General features: G+C 54.0%; 20 protein-coding genes. 12 read left to right on the forward strand and 8 right to left on the reverse strand.

Going from position 1 to position 17,456, the window contains the following annotated elements; all coding sequences use genetic code 11:
* The 5 genes from iscU (at nucleotide 1) to iscX (ending at nucleotide 3,642) form a co-directional block, all read left to right on the forward strand.
* Nucleotides 1-384, forward strand: coding sequence for a Fe-S cluster assembly scaffold IscU (iscU, locus tag ACWVCN_RS06720; protein WP_455244788.1), 384 nt, complete (start codon nucleotides 1-3; stop codon nucleotides 382-384).
* Nucleotides 385-403: 19 nt separating this feature from the next.
* A complete protein-coding gene (locus tag ACWVCN_RS06725; protein WP_455244789.1) occupies nucleotides 404-760 on the forward strand; it encodes a HesB/IscA family protein in 357 nt (118 codons plus the stop codon).
* Nucleotides 761-831: 71 nt separating this feature from the next.
* Nucleotides 832-1,548 carry a Fe-S protein assembly co-chaperone HscB gene (gene hscB / locus ACWVCN_RS06730; RefSeq protein ID WP_455244790.1) on the forward strand — a complete coding sequence of 239 codons (717 nt, stop codon included), beginning with the start codon at nucleotides 832-834 and terminating at the stop codon, nucleotides 1,546-1,548.
* 5 nt (nucleotides 1,549-1,553) lie between these two features.
* Nucleotides 1,554-3,374, forward strand: coding sequence for a molecular chaperone DnaK (gene dnaK / locus ACWVCN_RS06735; RefSeq protein WP_455244791.1), 1,821 nt, complete (start codon nucleotides 1,554-1,556; stop codon nucleotides 3,372-3,374).
* Between the two features lie 55 nt (nucleotides 3,375-3,429).
* Nucleotides 3,430-3,642: a Fe-S cluster assembly protein IscX gene (iscX, locus tag ACWVCN_RS06740; protein ID WP_455244792.1), complete on the forward strand. Its 213-nt coding sequence runs from the start codon at nucleotides 3,430-3,432 to the stop codon at nucleotides 3,640-3,642.
* A 26-nt stretch (nucleotides 3,643-3,668) separates the two neighbouring features.
* Here the strand turns inward: iscX and ACWVCN_RS06745 are convergent, their stop codons facing one another.
* On the reverse strand, nucleotides 3,669-6,056 hold the full coding sequence (locus ACWVCN_RS06745; RefSeq protein ID WP_455244793.1) for a penicillin-binding protein 1A: 2,388 nt from the start codon (nucleotides 6,054-6,056) through the stop codon (nucleotides 3,669-3,671).
* Nucleotides 6,057-6,471: 415 nt separating this feature from the next.
* Between ACWVCN_RS06745 and typA the strand changes: the two genes are divergently transcribed.
* The 5 genes from typA (at nucleotide 6,472) to ACWVCN_RS06770 (ending at nucleotide 11,776) form a co-directional block, all read left to right on the forward strand.
* Nucleotides 6,472-8,328 carry a translational GTPase TypA gene (typA, locus tag ACWVCN_RS06750; protein WP_455244794.1) on the forward strand — a complete coding sequence of 619 codons (1,857 nt, stop codon included), beginning with the start codon at nucleotides 6,472-6,474 and terminating at the stop codon, nucleotides 8,326-8,328.
* Nucleotides 8,329-8,340: 12 nt separating this feature from the next.
* A complete protein-coding gene (locus ACWVCN_RS06755) occupies nucleotides 8,341-9,090 on the forward strand; it encodes a hypothetical protein (protein ID WP_455244795.1) in 750 nt (249 codons plus the stop codon).
* 142 nt (nucleotides 9,091-9,232) lie between these two features.
* Nucleotides 9,233-9,703 (forward strand): redoxin domain-containing protein, encoded by a 471-nt coding sequence (locus tag ACWVCN_RS06760; RefSeq protein WP_455244796.1) that lies wholly within the window; start codon nucleotides 9,233-9,235, stop codon nucleotides 9,701-9,703.
* 65 nt (nucleotides 9,704-9,768) lie between these two features.
* Nucleotides 9,769-10,104, forward strand: a complete 336-nt coding sequence (locus ACWVCN_RS06765; protein ID WP_455244797.1) for a thioredoxin family protein — start codon at nucleotides 9,769-9,771, stop codon at nucleotides 10,102-10,104.
* A gap of 148 nt (nucleotides 10,105-10,252) precedes the next feature.
* Entirely contained in the window at nucleotides 10,253-11,776 is a 1,524-nt protein-coding gene (locus tag ACWVCN_RS06770; protein WP_455244798.1) for an ATP-binding protein, read from the forward strand.
* A gap of 123 nt (nucleotides 11,777-11,899) precedes the next feature.
* Here the strand turns inward: ACWVCN_RS06770 and ACWVCN_RS06775 are convergent, their stop codons facing one another.
* The 6 genes from ACWVCN_RS06775 to ACWVCN_RS06800 all read right to left on the reverse strand — a co-directional run bounded on the left by ACWVCN_RS06775 (nucleotide 11,900) and on the right by ACWVCN_RS06800 (nucleotide 16,162).
* A complete protein-coding gene (locus ACWVCN_RS06775) occupies nucleotides 11,900-12,658 on the reverse strand; it encodes a 6-carboxytetrahydropterin synthase (RefSeq protein ID WP_455244799.1) in 759 nt (252 codons plus the stop codon).
* Nucleotides 12,655-13,236, reverse strand: coding sequence for a DUF3501 family protein (locus ACWVCN_RS06780; protein WP_455244800.1), 582 nt, complete (start codon nucleotides 13,234-13,236; stop codon nucleotides 12,655-12,657). Before ACWVCN_RS06780 ends, ACWVCN_RS06775 begins: the two co-directional genes overlap by 4 nt.
* Nucleotides 13,233-14,507: a heterodisulfide reductase-related iron-sulfur binding cluster gene (locus ACWVCN_RS06785; protein WP_455244801.1), complete on the reverse strand. Its 1,275-nt coding sequence runs from the start codon at nucleotides 14,505-14,507 to the stop codon at nucleotides 13,233-13,235. Before ACWVCN_RS06785 ends, ACWVCN_RS06780 begins: the two co-directional genes overlap by 4 nt.
* A 97-nt stretch (nucleotides 14,508-14,604) precedes the next feature.
* Nucleotides 14,605-15,030, reverse strand: coding sequence for a rubrerythrin family protein (locus tag ACWVCN_RS06790; RefSeq protein WP_455244802.1), 426 nt, complete (start codon nucleotides 15,028-15,030; stop codon nucleotides 14,605-14,607).
* A 111-nt stretch (nucleotides 15,031-15,141) separates the two neighbouring features.
* Nucleotides 15,142-15,705 (reverse strand): dTDP-4-dehydrorhamnose 3,5-epimerase, encoded by a 564-nt coding sequence (gene rfbC / locus ACWVCN_RS06795; protein ID WP_455244803.1) that lies wholly within the window; start codon nucleotides 15,703-15,705, stop codon nucleotides 15,142-15,144.
* Nucleotides 15,706-15,733: 28 nt separating this feature from the next.
* Nucleotides 15,734-16,162: a hypothetical protein gene (locus ACWVCN_RS06800; RefSeq protein WP_455244804.1), complete on the reverse strand. Its 429-nt coding sequence runs from the start codon at nucleotides 16,160-16,162 to the stop codon at nucleotides 15,734-15,736.
* An 84-nt stretch (nucleotides 16,163-16,246) separates the two neighbouring features.
* On the opposite strand from ACWVCN_RS06800, the gene ACWVCN_RS06805 reads away from it, so the two are divergent.
* Nucleotides 16,247-16,504, forward strand: a complete 258-nt coding sequence (locus ACWVCN_RS06805; RefSeq protein ID WP_455244805.1) for a MoaD/ThiS family protein — start codon at nucleotides 16,247-16,249, stop codon at nucleotides 16,502-16,504.
* Between the two features lie 166 nt (nucleotides 16,505-16,670).
* On the opposite strand, the gene ACWVCN_RS06810 is transcribed toward ACWVCN_RS06805, so the two are convergent.
* A complete protein-coding gene (locus tag ACWVCN_RS06810) occupies nucleotides 16,671-16,958 on the reverse strand; it encodes an HU family DNA-binding protein (protein WP_455244806.1) in 288 nt (95 codons plus the stop codon).
* 291 nt (nucleotides 16,959-17,249) lie between these two features.
* Here ACWVCN_RS06810 and ACWVCN_RS06815 point away from each other — a divergent pair.
* A partial coding sequence (locus ACWVCN_RS06815; RefSeq protein WP_455244807.1) for a hypothetical protein occupies nucleotides 17,250-17,456 on the forward strand: 207 nt, incomplete at its 3' end.

The following is a 17,456-nucleotide window of genomic DNA, read 5'->3' on the forward strand; positions in this document are numbered from 1 at the left end:
ATGGCCTATAGCGACAAAGTCGTCGATCATTTCAACAACCCCCGAAACATGGGGAGTTTCAAGAAGGATGAAGAAGGGGTCGGAACCGGTATGGTTGGCGCCCCCGAATGCGGCGACGTGATGAAGCTGCAGATCAAAGTCCAGAACGACACGATCGTAGACGCGAAGTTCAAGACCTTCGGGTGCGGGTCCGCGATCGCCAGTTCGAGCCTCGCCACCGAATGGCTCAAGGGCAAAACGATCGAGGAAGCCAAGAAGATCAAGAATACTGACATCGTGCAGGAACTGAATTTGCCGCCTGTGAAGATCCATTGTTCCGTCCTGGCGGAGGATGCCATCAAGGCTGCATTGTCCGACTACCAGAAAAAGACGGAGACGAAGTAACGAGACAGGAGGACAGCCCATGGAACAGACCAACACGCAAACCCAAACCCCAGTCATTACTCTTACGGAAGCCGCAATCAAAGAAGTAAAGCGCCTCGTCAACGTACAAGGCCTCACGGAGGGAGGGCTTCGGCTCGGGGTGAAGGGAGGCGGCTGCTCCGGGCTTAGCTACACGATCAACTTTGATGAAAAGATCGGGCCGCACGATCAAGTTTATGAATTCGATGGGATAAAAGTGATCGTCGATGCCAAAAGCGCGATCTATCTTCAAGGAACGCAGCTGGACTACCACAAGGACTTGATGGGTGGAAACTTCAAATTCGTCAACCCGAATGCCAATAAAACCTGCGGCTGCGGGGAGTCGTTTTCCGCCTAACGCAAAACAGGTTTGGAGGATTTTCGCACGGGCATGGCTATTAGCCATGCCCGTGCCGTGAGAGCTGAAATATGGAACACCATCACACACATAGCGCAAACCCTCGCGAACTCCATATGGCGAGGAGCATGTGCTGGCACTGTCAATCGGAAGTGGCCGGGGAATACTTCTGTGACCGCTGCGTAAAAGTCCAGCCGGTTTCTAAAGAGACAGACTATTTTACCTGTCTTGGATTTCCCCGCCGACTCACGATCGATCCTGCCGTACTGGAAGCAAAGTTCTACGAGATGAGCCGTGCATTTCATCCCGATTTTTACCAGAACAAGAGCGACACCGAGCAGGCAATTAGCCTCGAGAACGCCGCTACGTTGAACACGGCCTATCGCACCCTTCGCGATCCGATCCAGCGCGCCGAATACCTGCTCGATTTGGAAGCGGGATCGGTCAAAGAAATCAGAAGTTCTCCTCCTGCGGATCTGTTCGAAGAAATTCTCGAACTTCAAGAGACGCTCGATGAGTATCGGGCGAGCGATCCTTCGTCGGAAGAGGGCCGCCAGCTTCGCGCCAAACTGCAGAAGGAACATCAAGCGCTGGACGGACGAAAACAGGACATGGAAACTCAGTTGCAAAACCTCTTTTCCAAGTGGGACGCCCTGCAAGACCGTGGTGAGGCATCGCCGCAAGCCCGTGCGGAACGAGAGCGACTCCTGAAGCAGATGCGCGAGATCCTCTCTCACCGCACCTATGTGAAGAATATCGTCAACGATCTTGTGGAGACTATCGGATAGAGAATATGGCCAGGATAGTCGGCATCGATCTGGGCACAACGAATTCCCTCGTGGCTTACATGAAAGATGGCAAGCCCTTCGTAATTCCTGGGCGGGCAGGTCGGACGATGGTCCCATCCGTTGTGGCACTGACCGACAATGGTCTGATCGTGGGGGATGCGGCCAAGGAGCATCTTACACGCAGTCCTGAAAGGACTGTTTACTCGATCAAGCGGTTCATGGGGAAGGGGCTGGCAGATGTTCAGCACGAACTGACCTATTTCCCGTATTCACTGACGGAGCAGGGCGGCGTCATCAGGATCAAACTCGGCGAGAAAAGTTATTCCCCGCCGCAGATCTCCGCCATGATTCTGAAAGAACTCAAGCAACGGGCTGAAGCTCATCTGGGAGAAAGCATCACCAAAGCCGTCATTACGGTCCCGGCTTACTTTAACGATAGCCAGCGGCAGGCCACCAAGGACGCCGGCATGATTGCCGGTCTCGAAGTTCTGCGCATCATTAACGAACCGACCGCTGCCTCACTCGCCTACGGACTCCAGGAAAAAACCCAAGGCACCATCGCCGTCTACGATTTCGGCGGGGGAACCTTCGACATCTCCATCCTCAAACTGAAGAACGGTATTTTCGAAGTTTTGGCTACAAACGGGGATACCCATCTTGGAGGAGACGACGTAGACCGCCGATTGGCCGATCATGTCTTATCCGAAATTCGGAAAAAATACGGACTCGATCTGAACGACTTTCCCGATCACATGCAGACCCTGCGCCTCGAGGCAGAGCGGGCGAAGATCGCACTGTCCGAGACAAATATCACGGATATCTCGATCGAACTTCCGGAACAGAAAGGCCGGTTCACGAAGACCATTTCACGCGAGCAGCTTGAATCCATGATCATGGACATCATCGAGCGTACGCTTGCGCCCTGTCGATTGGCGCTGAAAGATGCCGGTCTGAGTCCCAGCCAAATCGATGAGGTGGTATTAGTCGGTGGGTCTACGCGCATGCCGTTCGTTCGCCGACGTGTGCAGGAACTTTTCGGGAAACAACCCCATTGTGACCTGAATCCCGACGAAGTCGTCGCGCTCGGCGCCGCAGTCCAGGCAGATATCCTGAGCGGCGGCACGACCGACATGCTCTTGCTCGACGTGACCCCCCTCTCGCTGGGAATCGAGACGATGGGCGGCGTGATGAGCAGCCTAATCCATCGGAACACGACAATCCCGACCAGCGCCAAAGAAATGTTTACCACGTACGTCGACGGACAAACCGGCGTCGACATTCATATCCTCCAGGGCGAGCGAGAACTGGTAAACGACAATCGCAGCTTGGCGAGATTTCGGCTCAAAGTTCCACCCTTGCCGGCAGGAGTCCCTCGTATCGAAGTGACGTTTCTCATTGATGCAAACGGCATTCTGAATGTGACCGCCAAAGACATGCGGACCGGTGAGAGCCAGTCAATTGAAGTGAAACCGTCCTACGGCTTGTCAGACGAGGAAGTCGAAAGGATGATCGAAGATTCCTTCAAGTTCGCACAGGAAGATGTCAACGCCAGGAAGTTGATCGAAGCGCGGCTTGATGCCGGTGCGTTGATCACCGCCACGGAAAAATCATTAGGAGAAGGTAGCCATCTCATCAGGCCGGAAACACTCGCGACCGTTCGGTCGGCCCTGGCGGCTTTGAAAGCCGCAAAAGATGGCAAAGAGCCACAGGTGATTCGTGCAAGAATGGCCGACCTTGAGCAGGTGGCAAAACCGCTGACTGTGGCCATGATGGACGATTCGCTCAAGCGCGGCTTACAAGGCAAGAAGGTCTCTGAAGTGAGATGATCGGCACGGACAACATTAGGGAGAGACTGACATTGAAAGGTACCCGGAGATATCTATGGATCTGAAATGGCAAGATGCCGAAGACATCGCGATCCGCTTGGTCGAAGAGCACCCTGAAACCGACCCATTGACGGTGCGGTTCACTGACATGCATGCTTGGATCGTCTCGCTCCCTGAGTTCAAGGACGACCCGAAAAAATCCAACGAAAAAATCCTCGAAACCATTCAGATGGCCTGGCACGAGGAATACCAGGACTCGAAGTCTTAGGTCACAGGAACGCCCCGCTTTCGCAGCTAGGACCCTCCCCCAGCGATTTGATCCAACTGGTAAAAATCTATGGGGTCGAGTCGGCGTTGTGCCGCCTGAGTCGGTTCACTGCCCTTGGTGAAAATTTCTACATGCCCCGGCTGGTCCTCCTGATCCGCCAGGAGCAGACCCGTGGAGGGATCGACCTTCACAAACGTCACGCCCTCAGGAATGGAAAACGGGACGACCGGAAGCTTCTTGAAGGCTTCCCGCATGAAATTGATCCAGATCGGCAATGCGGCATGCGCTCCCGATTCAGTTTCTCCGAGGGAGCGGCGATCATCGAATCCCACGAATACACCCGTCACCAGATTTGGTGCTCCACCAATAAACCAGGCATTGACATAATCGTTCGTCGTGCCGGTCTTTCCCGCAATCGGCCGTCCTAATATCTTGGCGGCCTGCCCGGTACCCCTCTGCACCACATCTTCCATCATATTCGTAATCAAGTAGGCAGTTTCTTTGGAGACCACCTCCTGAGGCTTGTTCTCCGTCTGTTCAAGCAACTGACCCGTATTGTCCTCGACGGACGCAATCACATAGGGCTCTGCTCTGAATCCCTGGTTCAAGAAGGCTCCGTATACCGTTGTCAACTCCATTAAGCCAACGGAAGATGAGCCCAAACCTAACGAGAGGTCTGGTGACAACGGACTCGAGATGCCGACCTGAAGGGCAAAATCAAGGACGTTCTTGATTCCGACCTTGTCCAGCAGTCGAACGGTCGCCAGGTTATGCGACTGGGCCAACGCATCCCGTAGGCTCACGACCCCATGAATCCTTTTCCCATAGTTCTCAGGCTTCCAAGCTTTGTCCTCTTCCAGTTGTTCGTAAACCACGGGCGCATCAAGCACAACAGAGGCTGGGCTCATTCCCTGGTCGACTGCAGCCGCATAGATGATCGGCTTAAAAGCTGAGCCGGGTTGCCGTTTCGCTTGCACCGCACGGTTATATTCACTGCGATTGAAATCGTACCCGCCCACCATAGCCAGGACCGCCCCATTCCCCGGCTCAATCGCAATCAACCCCCCCTCGACGAGCGGCGTCTGTTCAAGTTGAACGTAGATCGTCCCCTTTTCGACCTTCTTAATGGCCACCTCGATGACATCGCCCGGTTTCAAAAGCTTTTTCAGATTGGTGACGACTACCACGTCTTTGGTCGGATCAGGGCCTTTGAGTCGATTCTTGGCCCAGTCCATGTCATCGAACTTTAGCTTCGCCGGACGACTACCGATCTGCACCATGAAGAAATCTTTACCGACCTTCGTCACCACCGCTTCCCGATATTCCCCGGGCTCGACCGATTCGTCCGTTGTCTCCGCCTCACTCTCCTCAGAAGTTAAGGACGCGAGGTCAACGGTACGGATCGGTCCCCGCCATCCTTGACGCTTATCCAGCTCGCGAAGTCCCTCCATGAACGCCGCTTCCGCTGCACGCTGCATCTCAAGATTCAGCGACGTCGTAATCTTCAGGCCGCCCTTGTACACCATGCTTTCGCCGTATTTCGCCGTCACCAACTGCCGCACATGTTCGACAAAGTGAGGGGCAATCTGTTCTCTCCCTGGCCGGCGAAAGTTGAGCATTTCCGCCACAGCCTTCTCGCGCTCATCAGAATCCAGAAACCCTGCCTCTTCCATTCTCGCAAGCACATGTTCCTGCCGCTTCTTCGCTCTTGCGAAATTCTTGAACGGAGAAAAATGATTCGGCGACTTCGGAAGTCCTGCTAAGAAGGCTGCTTCCGCAATGGTCAACTCAGACAATTCCTTCCCAAAATACGACTGAGCCGCAGCTGCGACGCCATAGGCACCCTGGCCAAAATAGATTTGGTTCAAATAGGTTTCCAAAATCTGTTCCTTTGTCGACACCAACTCCATCTTGTAGGCTAGCAACAATTCGCGGACCTTGCGATCAAAGGTTCGCTCGGGCGAAAGGAACAAAGACCGGGCCAATTGCTGCGTGATCGTGCTCGCCCCCTCGACTCTTCCTCCACGCCGAATGTTCGTCCATGCAGCACGGAGAATCCCAATATAGTCGAGTCCCGGATGCTCGAAAAACCTCGCGTCTTCGACGGCAATGACTGCCTGTCGAAGACGTTCCGGAATCTCGGCCAAGGGCTTGAGAATCCGCCGCTCGATATAGAATTGGCCAATGAGCTGGTTGTCAGCCGAATAAACCTGAGTCACGAGGCTGGGCTGGTAGTTCTGGAGCTGATTGGGGTCCGGCAAATCCTGCGCATAGTGCCAGATGACCGCGCCAACCGTCACACTGCCCGTCACGCCAACAACAGCGACGACGATGAGTGCGATCTGCCACCAACGCCAAGGCCGCCGTGGCGGTGGCTGACGAGGCGGATCGGACAGTTGCGTTGGGAGATCCATGCTTGTCATTGGGTTAGGGCCCCCGAAGGGAGCAACACTCTTCAAGGGAGGACTCGAGTTCACCATACCGTGGAGCAGCCCAAAACTCAAGCAACTTACGTATGGTCGCGGCCGCTCTATCCAACTTGTAGGTGGCCAAAGGCTTCAGGTATACTGACGATGCGACGCCCGAGAGTCGGGGCGTCTTTTTTTTGCCACTCAGCTGCTAAAAAGTCCGCCGACTGCTTTCTCGCGTTGCTCAGAGGCTCAACGTACCAAAGCAAGTACGATTCGTCTCTTCGCTCGAAGCAGGCCTTGCCGAACGACCTTTTGAGCAGCAGGTGGCAGGATTATCTAGAAAATAACTTCGGTCTTCTCGGAATCCGACCGACCGGGATGATCTTCTTTAGCGGCCGACTAAATGAAAAGTGGGACCATGTCAAAGATCTCTGCACCACGCGAACGCCGGACCGATATCCGGAACATAGCCATCATCGCCCATGTCGACCATGGGAAAACGACGCTCGTCGACGCCCTCCTTCGACAAACGCACGTCCATCGCAAAATTGAGGACATGGGTGAACGGATCATGGACTCGATGGATCAAGAGCGAGAGCGGGGCATTACCATTCGGGCCAAGAACGCCAGCGTCACGTACAACGGCGTAAAGATCAACATCGTCGACACGCCAGGCCACGCCGATTTCGGCGGTGAAGTGGAACGGACGCTCCGCATGGTCGACGGAGTATTGATTCTTGTTGATGCCAAGGAAGGGCCCATGCCGCAAACGACCTTCGTGTTGCGCAAAGCGCTGGCGCTCGGTCACAAAGCAATCGTCGTTATCAACAAGATCGACCGCCCGGATGCTGTGATCGATGACGTCGTGAACCGGACGTTCGATCTCTTCGTGCATCTCGGCGCGAACGACGAACAACTCGACTTCCCGATCGTGTATACGTCCGCCATCAAAGGTATCGCTACTCTGGACGTTAATAAGCCGGGCAGCGACATCACGCCATTGCTGGATGTTGTCCTTGAGAAGATTCCCGCTCCGGCCATCAATGCCACTGCACCGTTGCAGATCCTCGTCTTAGCTCTCACGTACGATTCATATAAAGGAAAGATGGGCGTGGGAAAGATTCAATCAGGCTCCATCGCCCGGCGACAGAATGTGTTGGTCCTCGCCAAGGACGGTTTGCAGATTCCGAGCAAGGTTTCAGACCTGGCCGTCTATTCCGGCCTGGAACGAACAGATGTTGAACAAGCTGAAGCCGGGGAGATCGTTGCAGTGGCTGGACTGGATCAGGTCAGCATTGGCGATACGATTGCCGATACTGAGCAGCCGTTGGAAATGCCGCGTGTCACGATCGACGAACCGACAGTGCAGATGACATTTTCCGTCAATAACAGCCCCTTCGCCGGACGCGAAGGGAAATTCTTGACGTCGCGGCATCTGCGTGAACGACTCTTCAAGGAACTGGAAACAAACGTCTCCCTTCGCGTTCAGGAAACGGACAGTCCGGACCGATTCCTGGTGGCAGGCCGCGGCGAACTTCACTTAGGTGTCTTGATCGAACAAATGCGTCGGGAGGGATATGAACTACAAGTCTCGCAGCCTGAAGTTATTCTGCATCGCGACGGCGACAAGGTCACAGAACCCTATGAAGAGCTGACCATCCAAGTTCCTGAAACCTATCAAGGTGCGGTCATTGAAGAAATTGGGAAACGTCGAGGCGAGATGCGCCACATGAAGCTGGTGCACTCCGACGCCGGTCCGAGCGAGATGCATCTCGAATACCACATTCCGACTCGCGGAATCATGGGGTTAAAGAACATACTCCTTGCCAAGACGCGTGGCACCATTATCATGCACCACGTTTTTAAGGCCTACGAGGCTGCCAATGAGCAAGATCTGGTCGTTGCACCGCACGGGTCGCTTTGTGCATTCGAAGACGGGACGAGTACAGGCTATGCCCTCTTCATGACCCAGGAACGCGGCGTGATGTTTATCGGTCCCGGCGTCGAAGTATACCGAGGCATGGTGGTCGGCCAGAACAGTCGCGATGAAGATCTCGACGTCAATGTCTGCAAGGAAAAGCACCTCACGAACATGAGGGCCTCCGGGTCGGACGAAGCCTTGATTCTGACACCAACCCGCGAGATGACACTCGAATTCGCCCTTGAATATATCGGGCCGGACGAACTTGTCGAAGTCACCCCGAAAAGCCTTCGCATCAGGAAGCGCTTGCTGAACCCGGAAGATCGCCGCAAGGCTCGAAAGGCGGGAAAGTAGGCGACGGGCAGCATGAGAATACGGAAGAAAGGCCCCAAACCGTCAGCTAAACGACCGCCGTTGTATTTCATCGGCTATCGAGGTGCAGCACCACAACCATCCGAATTAAAGACTTGGTACGATATCGAATACGGTGGCCCTTTGGCCATTCGGATGGAAGATGACGCACCGGAATCCTGGCAAGCTACCCATGGTCCCTGGACCGCCCACGTTGTGATTCCTTTGCCCGCGACACATACCGCAAGCTTACAAGAACAACTCACCTGGGAACATGATCAAGTCGGAGCGGTCGCCCCTTCGGTAATGCCGCCGCGGGAGATGCCGGACACTATCCTCTTTGCAGCACGCGTCTCACGCGGATTAACCCTGCTCACACAAGGAACAGCGTACGACATCACGACGCAGCAGTACCTCAATCCCTCGGATTGGAAGGATCACGGACTCACCGGTTTTGTTGTCGACGACCACGTTATCATCGCGCAGGACGACCAGGTCAAACCGGATAGCGTCTGGCATTACACCCTCGGCCTTTCCAAGTTCGGCATGGACGAATTGGAAATATTCCAGCCTCGAGGACTATCCGAGCGATCGGCTAAGCAGCTTCTCGCAGAGTCGGCTCATGAGATGATCCGCATCGGTCAATTGCCGAAAGTCGGCACAGCCTTCCACCTTCCCATACTCGGATGCACGATCAGAATCACCAACCATAGAACCGCTTCACCAGGTGGCCGTATGTTGAGCTTCCGGGAGATCAAGTCATAATCATTCTTTCTTATCAATATGTTGTGCCTGCGCCCTATATGACATAGGCCTTCCGGCCCGTTGACAAGGTTTCAAAGCGCACGGTACAAAACTCCTCGTAACTTTTCTTAGGCCGGACAAACCAAGCGAAGGAGGATAACTAATGAGCGACGTTGCACCAGAAATTAAAGTCGGAGATTCTGCACCGGATTTCAATCTAAAGGATCAGGACCAAAAGGATGTGAAGCTGAGCGACTACCGCGGCAAGAAAAATGTCGTGCTCTGCTTCTATCCGCTGGACTGGAGCCCGGTTTGCCAGGGCGAGAACAAATGCCTGACAGACGACTTCCCAAAATTCCAGTCCGCCAATGCCGAGTTGTTCGGCATCAGTTGCGACAGTTTCTTCTCGCATAAAGCCTGGGCGGACTCAATGGACCTCAAGCATCGCTTGCTGTCTGATGTGCACAGAACCACATGCAAGGCCTACGGCCTGTACTTCGAACCTCTCAACTGCTCCAAGCGTGCCACTGTCATCGTCGATAAGAACGGAAAGGTCGCCTACGTCAAAGTGCAGGAAATCAAGGTGGCCCGCGAGGACAAGGAGATCCTCGACGCGCTTGCGAAACTCGGTTAATTGATTCGATCAATAGAAGGGAGGGTTCATTTGCGAGCCCTCCCTTTTTTGTCGGTGGAGGCACCATGGCCGGAACTCTCGAAGACGTCAACGACGCCAACTACAAAGAGTTCACTGACAGCGCCGGTGCCGTCGTGGCCTATGGTCTTGCCACCTGCGAACCATGCAAGACATATGATCCGATTCTAGAAGAGACCGCCGCCAACTTTCCGCAGATCAAGGTCGGCAAGGCCAAGATGCACGTGCCCGGCCGCTGTCGAGAGATCAAGAAAACCCATACGTTTGAGACCTATCCTACGACACACCTGTTTGCCAACGGGAAGCTCCTTCTTACCCGCGAAGGCGTGGTGGAGCGGGACGAACTTGCCGCGTTAATTTCCGACCATCTCTTAAAAAAGTAGAAGCCTCCCGCCTTCTGTAAGTTTGTTCCTACACCGTCAATATTCATCTCTCACTTGACTCACCACTACCTTATAGTATTGTCGCAAAGCAGGCCCCTAGGGAAAGGGGCGGCTCGCATCTCGGCTTGGCCTGTGAAAGCAGGTACATATGATCTCTCTCGAACCATCAACCGATCTTCCGCAGTATGACCCGAAAGTCCTGCTGAATTCCCAACCTGTCATTGTGTCGGTCATTGATCCCCTGACACACCGTATCCAATTTCAGAATGAAACCGGCTTGAAAAAGTTTGGCAATATTGCCGGCTATTCATGCTACGAGAAGATTGCTGGTTGTCCTTCTCCCTGCCCGTTCTGCCGTATGCCGGAAGCCGTCTCAACCGACTCAGTTGTCTCAAACGAAGTCGCCTTGCCCAACAACCAGTACCTCCTCGTTCACTGGTCGAAAGCAACCACGGCAGACGGTCGTACACACGTCGTCGAAACGATCACGGACATCACTGAACAGAAACGCACCACACAAGCTCTTCATCAATCACAAAAGATGGAGGCAGTCGGTCGCTTGGCAGGCGGCATTGCGCACGATTTTAATAACCTCATGATGGTGGTGATCGGTCATGCTCAACGCCTGTTGCAACAGCTGGCGTCGCACCCGGCCAGGCAGGATCTGGAATTGATCAGCCAGGCAGGCCTGCGTGCGGCTGCATTGACCAAAAAGCTGCTCACCTTTAGCAGACGGCAGGTCTTCGAACCCAAAGAACTATCGATCAACACGGCGATCAGTGAAATGGAAGATATCCTCAAGCGTCTCATCGGGGAACAGATTCAGACTGTCATCGTTCTCCACCCCGGAACAGGACATGCTCTTGTCGATCCGGTTCAACTCGAACAAGTCATCATGAATCTCGCCTTGAACGCACGGGACGCCATGCCGGACGGAGGACTGTTGAACATCGAGACCGACAATGCCAGTCTGGACGAGGACTTTTGCCGTTTGCATCCGGGTTCGACGCCAGGCCCTTATGTCCGAATCACGATTCAAGATACAGGCTGCGGAATGGACAACGAGACAATGGCTCATATCTTCGAACCGTTCTTTACGACCAAGGAACCAGAAAAAGGAACGGGTCTCGGACTTGCAACGGTCTATGGCATCGTCAAACAAAGTCAGGGATACATCGATGTGGCGAGCGAACCGGGCCGTGGTGCCCGATTTACAGTTTATCTGCCTCGAGTAGGAAAACCGATCATGCAGCCGGCATGCGACGACATTGCTCCAGAACGTTTCGCCAACCCGGACACTATTCTGATCGTGGAAGATGACAGGAGCATTCGTGACCTCATTGCGACAATCCTCAAAGACCGAGGCTACCACGTAGCGGCGGCCGCAAACGGAGTCGAAGCCTTGCAGATTCTTCAGATGGTGAAGGGGAACTGCCCTCTTGTCATTACCGACGTCATCATGCCAAGGATGAAAAGCGTCGACTTTGTGGAAGGCGTTAAAGCCATGCGGCCTGAAGCAAGAATCCTGTTCATGTCCGGTTATGCGGGAGACACCCTTCAGGCTAACGGCATAATTGAAGATTCCAACTTTCTCCCAAAACCATTCTCACCAAACACGTTGATCGAGAAGGTTGGAGAACTTTGCAATCCTGGCAGATCCGCTGATTGCTAATCACTCCATCGGGGAAAGCCGGCGAGGTTGGTACCTGGCCCGAAAGACATTAACCCGCCACCCTTGAAACGTCATGACCCTAGGCACTTGAACAACGCTGCACGGAGGTTGCCGCTGTCTTGATTAGCCGGAATACTCGAAAGAGAGATCACGAGATTGGACAAGATGGACATTTGAGAGTTTTCCAGAAGCCACGCCCGACACCAACGACATCCATATATGCTCAACCAACTGTTCGCCGGTCACTGCCGCAGTTCGTAGCACTTGCCGAAGATCTTGGCAATGGAATGTTTCTATTACCCGATCCTGAACCAATCGATTCAATGCGCCGATGTCAGTCACCATACCGGTGACCGGATCGATCAAGCCCTGCACCGTCACGAAACAATCCCATTCTCGACCTCGATTCCCTTCTTGTATGGCAGTGAACGAGTAACGACGCGTGACAGCCGCCACATCCAATCCCCACCCTCCCCTTACATCGGCATAGAGATCCTCATCCTCATATAGCCTGATGGAATGCAACCTGCCAATGTCTTGCTGAGGCGCCAGCTTCTCCCAGAGAATACGGGCAAGATTTTCCGACGTGGGAATCCGATCCTTGAAGTAGGGCATGTCGAGGTTGAGGTTCTTGTGGTCGAATTCATCGATGACGTGAAGGAGAACGCGCTTCAAATCGAAAAGGTTGATGACCATCCCGGTCTTGGGATCAACCTCACCCGCCACTGTGACTTCGAGCAGGTAGTTATGACCATGCGCCGGAGGATTGTAACAGGGCCCAAAAACTTCGCGGTTCTTAGCCTCATTCCATTCCGGCTTGACATAGCGGTGGGCAGCAGCAAACTCGATACGTTTACTGAGTAACACGACGGGAAGGCTCATCCGAGATCCCTCAGCCATTCTTCGCGCATCGTTCCGGGAACGTGCACCTCGTGTTCGTACCCATTATGACTTACGGAAAGGATCACGGGACGGCGCAGATCGGCAAAGGCGGCTTTCATCGCTACACTAGGGCGAAAGCGTACGAAATGGACCGCGCTAATCTTGGTTTCATGACTATGGCCGCCTTCAAAATTCCCAAACGCCCGCTCCCCGCCTGCCACGATAGCCACCTTCTCTCCATGGTCTAACCCCATGAATCGATCCAACCATTCTTTCATACGCGCTTCCTCGGTAATTTCGATTAAGAGCGTGGCACTGAGCTCGCCCTCTAAAGGCAGAAGCGCATTGTACACGTCCAATTCATCCTGCACCTTCGCCGGCTCCACGATCCGCTCAACACGGATCATTTCTTGAATTTGAAATTGGAGCGTGTCCCGATTCTCGAATACCAAGGTCAACAACGGCCCGAGTGCAATCCGCCTCCGCTGCTTCAGCGCGATAATCTGTTTACGAAACGATTCCCGCTGCCGTTCATATTCTTCGAATGGGAGGACGTCTTCTGGTGTGAGCAGATTCATTTCGGCAATCCATAGGCGTCCCGAACGATTTGAATCGGATGGAGTGTTACCTTACCTCCCACGTGAGCCGAGGCCCCTGCCTGATCAAGCTGCAGGCCGGCCAGGGGACAATCCGACGCGATCACATCTGCTGGCACTTGCTCAATGGATCGCACCACCTTCGCAGCTATCTTCATCGACATGGGGAAGAACTCCGTTTTCGCAGACCATGCACCGTCATGCCCGGAGCATTTCTCGATCACCTCAACCCTCGCACCAGCCGCTTCCATCAGTTCTTTCGACTTGAAGCCAATATTCTGATCGCGAAGATGGCAAGGTATCTGGTAGGCTACGCGGCCAGGCTTGTTGGAGAAATCCGCTGCAAGCAGCCCATCTTTCTTCATGTTCACCAAATATTCGCAGATATCGAACGTCCGTTCAGCCACCTGCTTGGTCTTCTCGCCAGAGTCCAGTTCCGGATACTCGCGCTTCAACATCAAACTGCAACTCGCTGTCGGCACAACCACATCATACCCCTGCGTAACCCATCTGTGTAATGAAGCCACATTCGCGCACGCCGCCTGCTGAATCGCCGCTGTATCGCCAATATCAAAGCTCGGCATCCCACAGCAACGCTGCTCCGGCACCACCACCTCAACCCCGTTCTTTTCCAGAACCTGAACAGTTGCCTTTCCGATATCCGTCGCCTGGTAATTCACCAAGCAGCTGGAAAAGAGAGCCACCTTCTTCGTTGGCGTCTTCACCGAGGCGACCTTGGCTCGGCGCTCGAACCACCGTGGGAAAGTCTCTCTTGAAAAATACAGCACCTGGCGATCACGATGCACGCCGGCGATCCATTCTCCAAAACGGCGGATAATCTCGCTCCGCATAAGCCAGTTTGCCAGAGGCGCCGTGAGACTCCCGATAGTCCCGATCAGATCGGTCTTGACCAGGAGCCGATCCCGCAATCCGACGCCGCGCTCCTTCGCCAACCGCTTCTTCCAGAGAATCATTAAATGCGGGAAATCGAGTTCGTACTGGTGAGGCGGCGTGTAGGGACAATGGTTGAAACAGAGCTTGCAGTAGTAGCATTCGTCGACAATCCGATGGTGATCGGCCGTTGTCAGTTTCGTGACATCGCTCTCGCAGACATCGATTCGATCGAGCAGCGTGTTGAACGACGGGCAGAGGTTGAAGCACCGGCGGCAGCCGTCGCAGATCTCATAAATTCGAAGCGTTTCCCGTTCCAACTGTGCCGGATCTACCGGATTGATGAGGCTGAGACCCTTCATCTCATCGACTCACATCTCCTGAACTCTTGCCCATAGAAACACAAAGGGTGGGCTGAACAGGATTCAGTCCACCCTTTCTTCAATCCATCAACAGCGCTTAGCCTTTCAGGCTGTCGAGACCTTTCTGGAATCGGTTGGCGTGGGAACGCTCTGCTTTTGCAAGCGTCTCAAACCATTCGGCCAGCTCGGCAAAACCTTCTTCGCGCGCCGTCTTAGCCATGCCGGGATACATCTGTGTATATTCGTACGTTTCACCTTCGATCGCTGACTTCAAGTTTGTCTCTGTGTTGCCGATGGGTACTCCGGTAGCGGGATCGCCTACTTCTTTCAGGAAATCAAGATGCCCGAACGCGTGACCGGTCTCGGCCTCTGATGTATCGCGGAAGAGTCCTCCCACATCCGGATACCCCTCGATGTCAGCACGCCGCGCAAAGTAAAGGTACCGGCGATTGGCTTGCGATTCCCCGGCAAAGGCCTGCTTCAGATTCTCGTGGCTCTTGGTTCCTTTTAGACTCTTGCTCATCCAATCCTCCTCATTATGCGATAAGTCCGGCCTAAGATCTCGTGAGGCTCTCACCCTTCGTACAGCCTGCATAGGATAGCTCAGGGATCGACACAGGATCAACGGCAATCCTCAGCGGTGATCAGCTTCGTACCGAGGCAGTTCCGCATCCATCTCCGCCAATGTGCGGTAGGATTGATCTTTTATTGACAGAATCGGTGCTGAAACTGGCCAAGAGATTCCCAGAGCCGGATCATTCCAAACGACCCCCCGTTCGTCCGTCGGGGAATAGAAATCGGTACATTTATACAGGAATGTAGCGCGTTCGCTTGTCACGCAAAACCCGTGTGCGCATCCCGGCGGCACATACAGTTGCCGGCAGTTCCCGGGAGAGAGTTCAACGCCGTACCATTTTCCGAAGGCAGGTGACCCTTTGCGAATATCGACAACGACATCGAACACCACACCTTCAACCGCCATCACGAGTTTTCCCTGAGCGTGTGGCTGCTGGAAATGCAGCCCGCGCAAGGTGCCGCGAACCGAATGTGAAATGTTATCTTGAACGAACGTTTTCCTAATACCGGCTTCGGCATAGCGTTGCTCATGATACGTTTCACAAAAAAATCCACGCTGGTCCTTGAACATGGTTGGCTCAATGAGTAGAACTCCCGGGATCTCAAGCACCGTGACTTTCATGTATCAGTTCTCCTCCGGGCGGGACTTTTCAATCCAGCGATTCTCTGCCATCTGGTGATCCCCCCTGCGGGGGGTCGACGATATCCGCGGCATCGGGGTACAATTGCCCGAGTCGATCGATGAGCGGCCGTGCAGCAGGTGTGCTCTCGTGGGTCGTTTCACTGACAGGGTTGTCCCAGATCAGTGTGGTAAGACCGGCTTCCGATAATAACGAGCGAATCGTGGAGACGCACGCCTCAAGTGTCAATTCGGTACCCTGGCGGAGATCGAGGAATCGCTCCTTCGAATTGGTCGGCGGGGCATTCGTATGAATCAGCGACCAGCAACGGTTGAAGATGGTATCGCGCAGCTCTTGATCGATATTAATCTTCTCAAGGTTGGCGGTGCAAAGGGCGGACACGAAAAGGACAAACTGTAGATCCGGCATTCCTGGATTTTGAACATTCAGCGTTGGCATCGTCTGACATTATTGTTATCAGACTGTCCCGAGTCAACGCCGTTGAGGAGCGAATCGGGTGCAACGATGGTAACGATATCTCTCATGGGACAACTCCAAACTGCTGACGGTGAGCGCGATCTCGCCTGCGAAGTTGCTTCACCGATAACAGTCCGGCAACTGATTCAACGGCAAGGCATCCAGTTACGCCATCTGCTACAGTTAATCCGGGAAAAGAAGGTCCTCGTAACCATCAATAAGAAAATCGCGAGCGACGATTCGCTCGTCCATGATGGTGATGCCATCCGCCTCGTCGGTCACGATGGATTCGGGGGAAGCGGTCTCGGGCCGACACACCTTTGAAGAACTGGAGTGTCGAGGGCTTTCGTCTTCAACATCTCCATAAATTCTTGATGGAAAACAAAGGGCCGGCGCCCTCTCCACGGGGGCCGGCCCTTTGTTTTTCTTGGTCAACAGCGGCAAGCCTTGGGTGCCCCTGGCTGGCGCTATAGCCGTGATATCTGGCTGATTACTTTTTCCCGAGGATCGCGTCCTTCGCAGCCTTGGACACACGGAACTTCACCACACGCTTGGCGGGAATTTTGATCGCTTCACCAGTCTGAGGATTCCGGCCCATGCGCGCCTTACGGTTGGCAAGTACCAGCTTCCCGATTCCAGGAACGACGAAGATGTTCTTCGCTTCCCGATAAGCCAAAGAGGCAAAGTCGTCTAGCATCTGGACGGCAGCCTTCTTCGTCAGCCCAGACTTCTGGGCCACATAATCGGCAATTTGCGACTTGGTCATTGATTTAGCCATGCGAGAAACCTCCCTTAAAACTGAAATAAGGTGAATTGCAACTACACGCCTCTGAGTAGAAACTTCGATATAAAGAAGTAACTCGTCAAAGAGACCGCGATGATTGATTTCACGCGAAAAACCAGCGGGAGTCTATCCAAGCGCCTTCGTACTGTCAACCGGAAAAACAGGCTCCAGACGCAGGGAAACGCCTTCACCGGGGCCTTGCAGTTTCGGGACCAAGCAGCGTACAGTACACTGGCGCGGTAAGATCAGGGCGAGTCACCTCGCGATTTTATTGAGGATTTCCCCATGGCGAAACAACTTCCGATTCTTCCTTCAACAGCTCAACCTTCTCAAGGAACGCCTGAAAGCTTTCTCTATTCACGGGTCTTTTGCCAGAAAGAGAACTCGCCCCCGCTTCGCTTGCTCATTGAATTCTTGAAATCCCGCGGTCAATCGCCCATCACGCCGCCGGACATGGACGAAGCCGCACTCGACGAATGGGCGTGGGTCCAG

The organism is Petrachloros mirabilis (genome assembly GCF_975968855.1).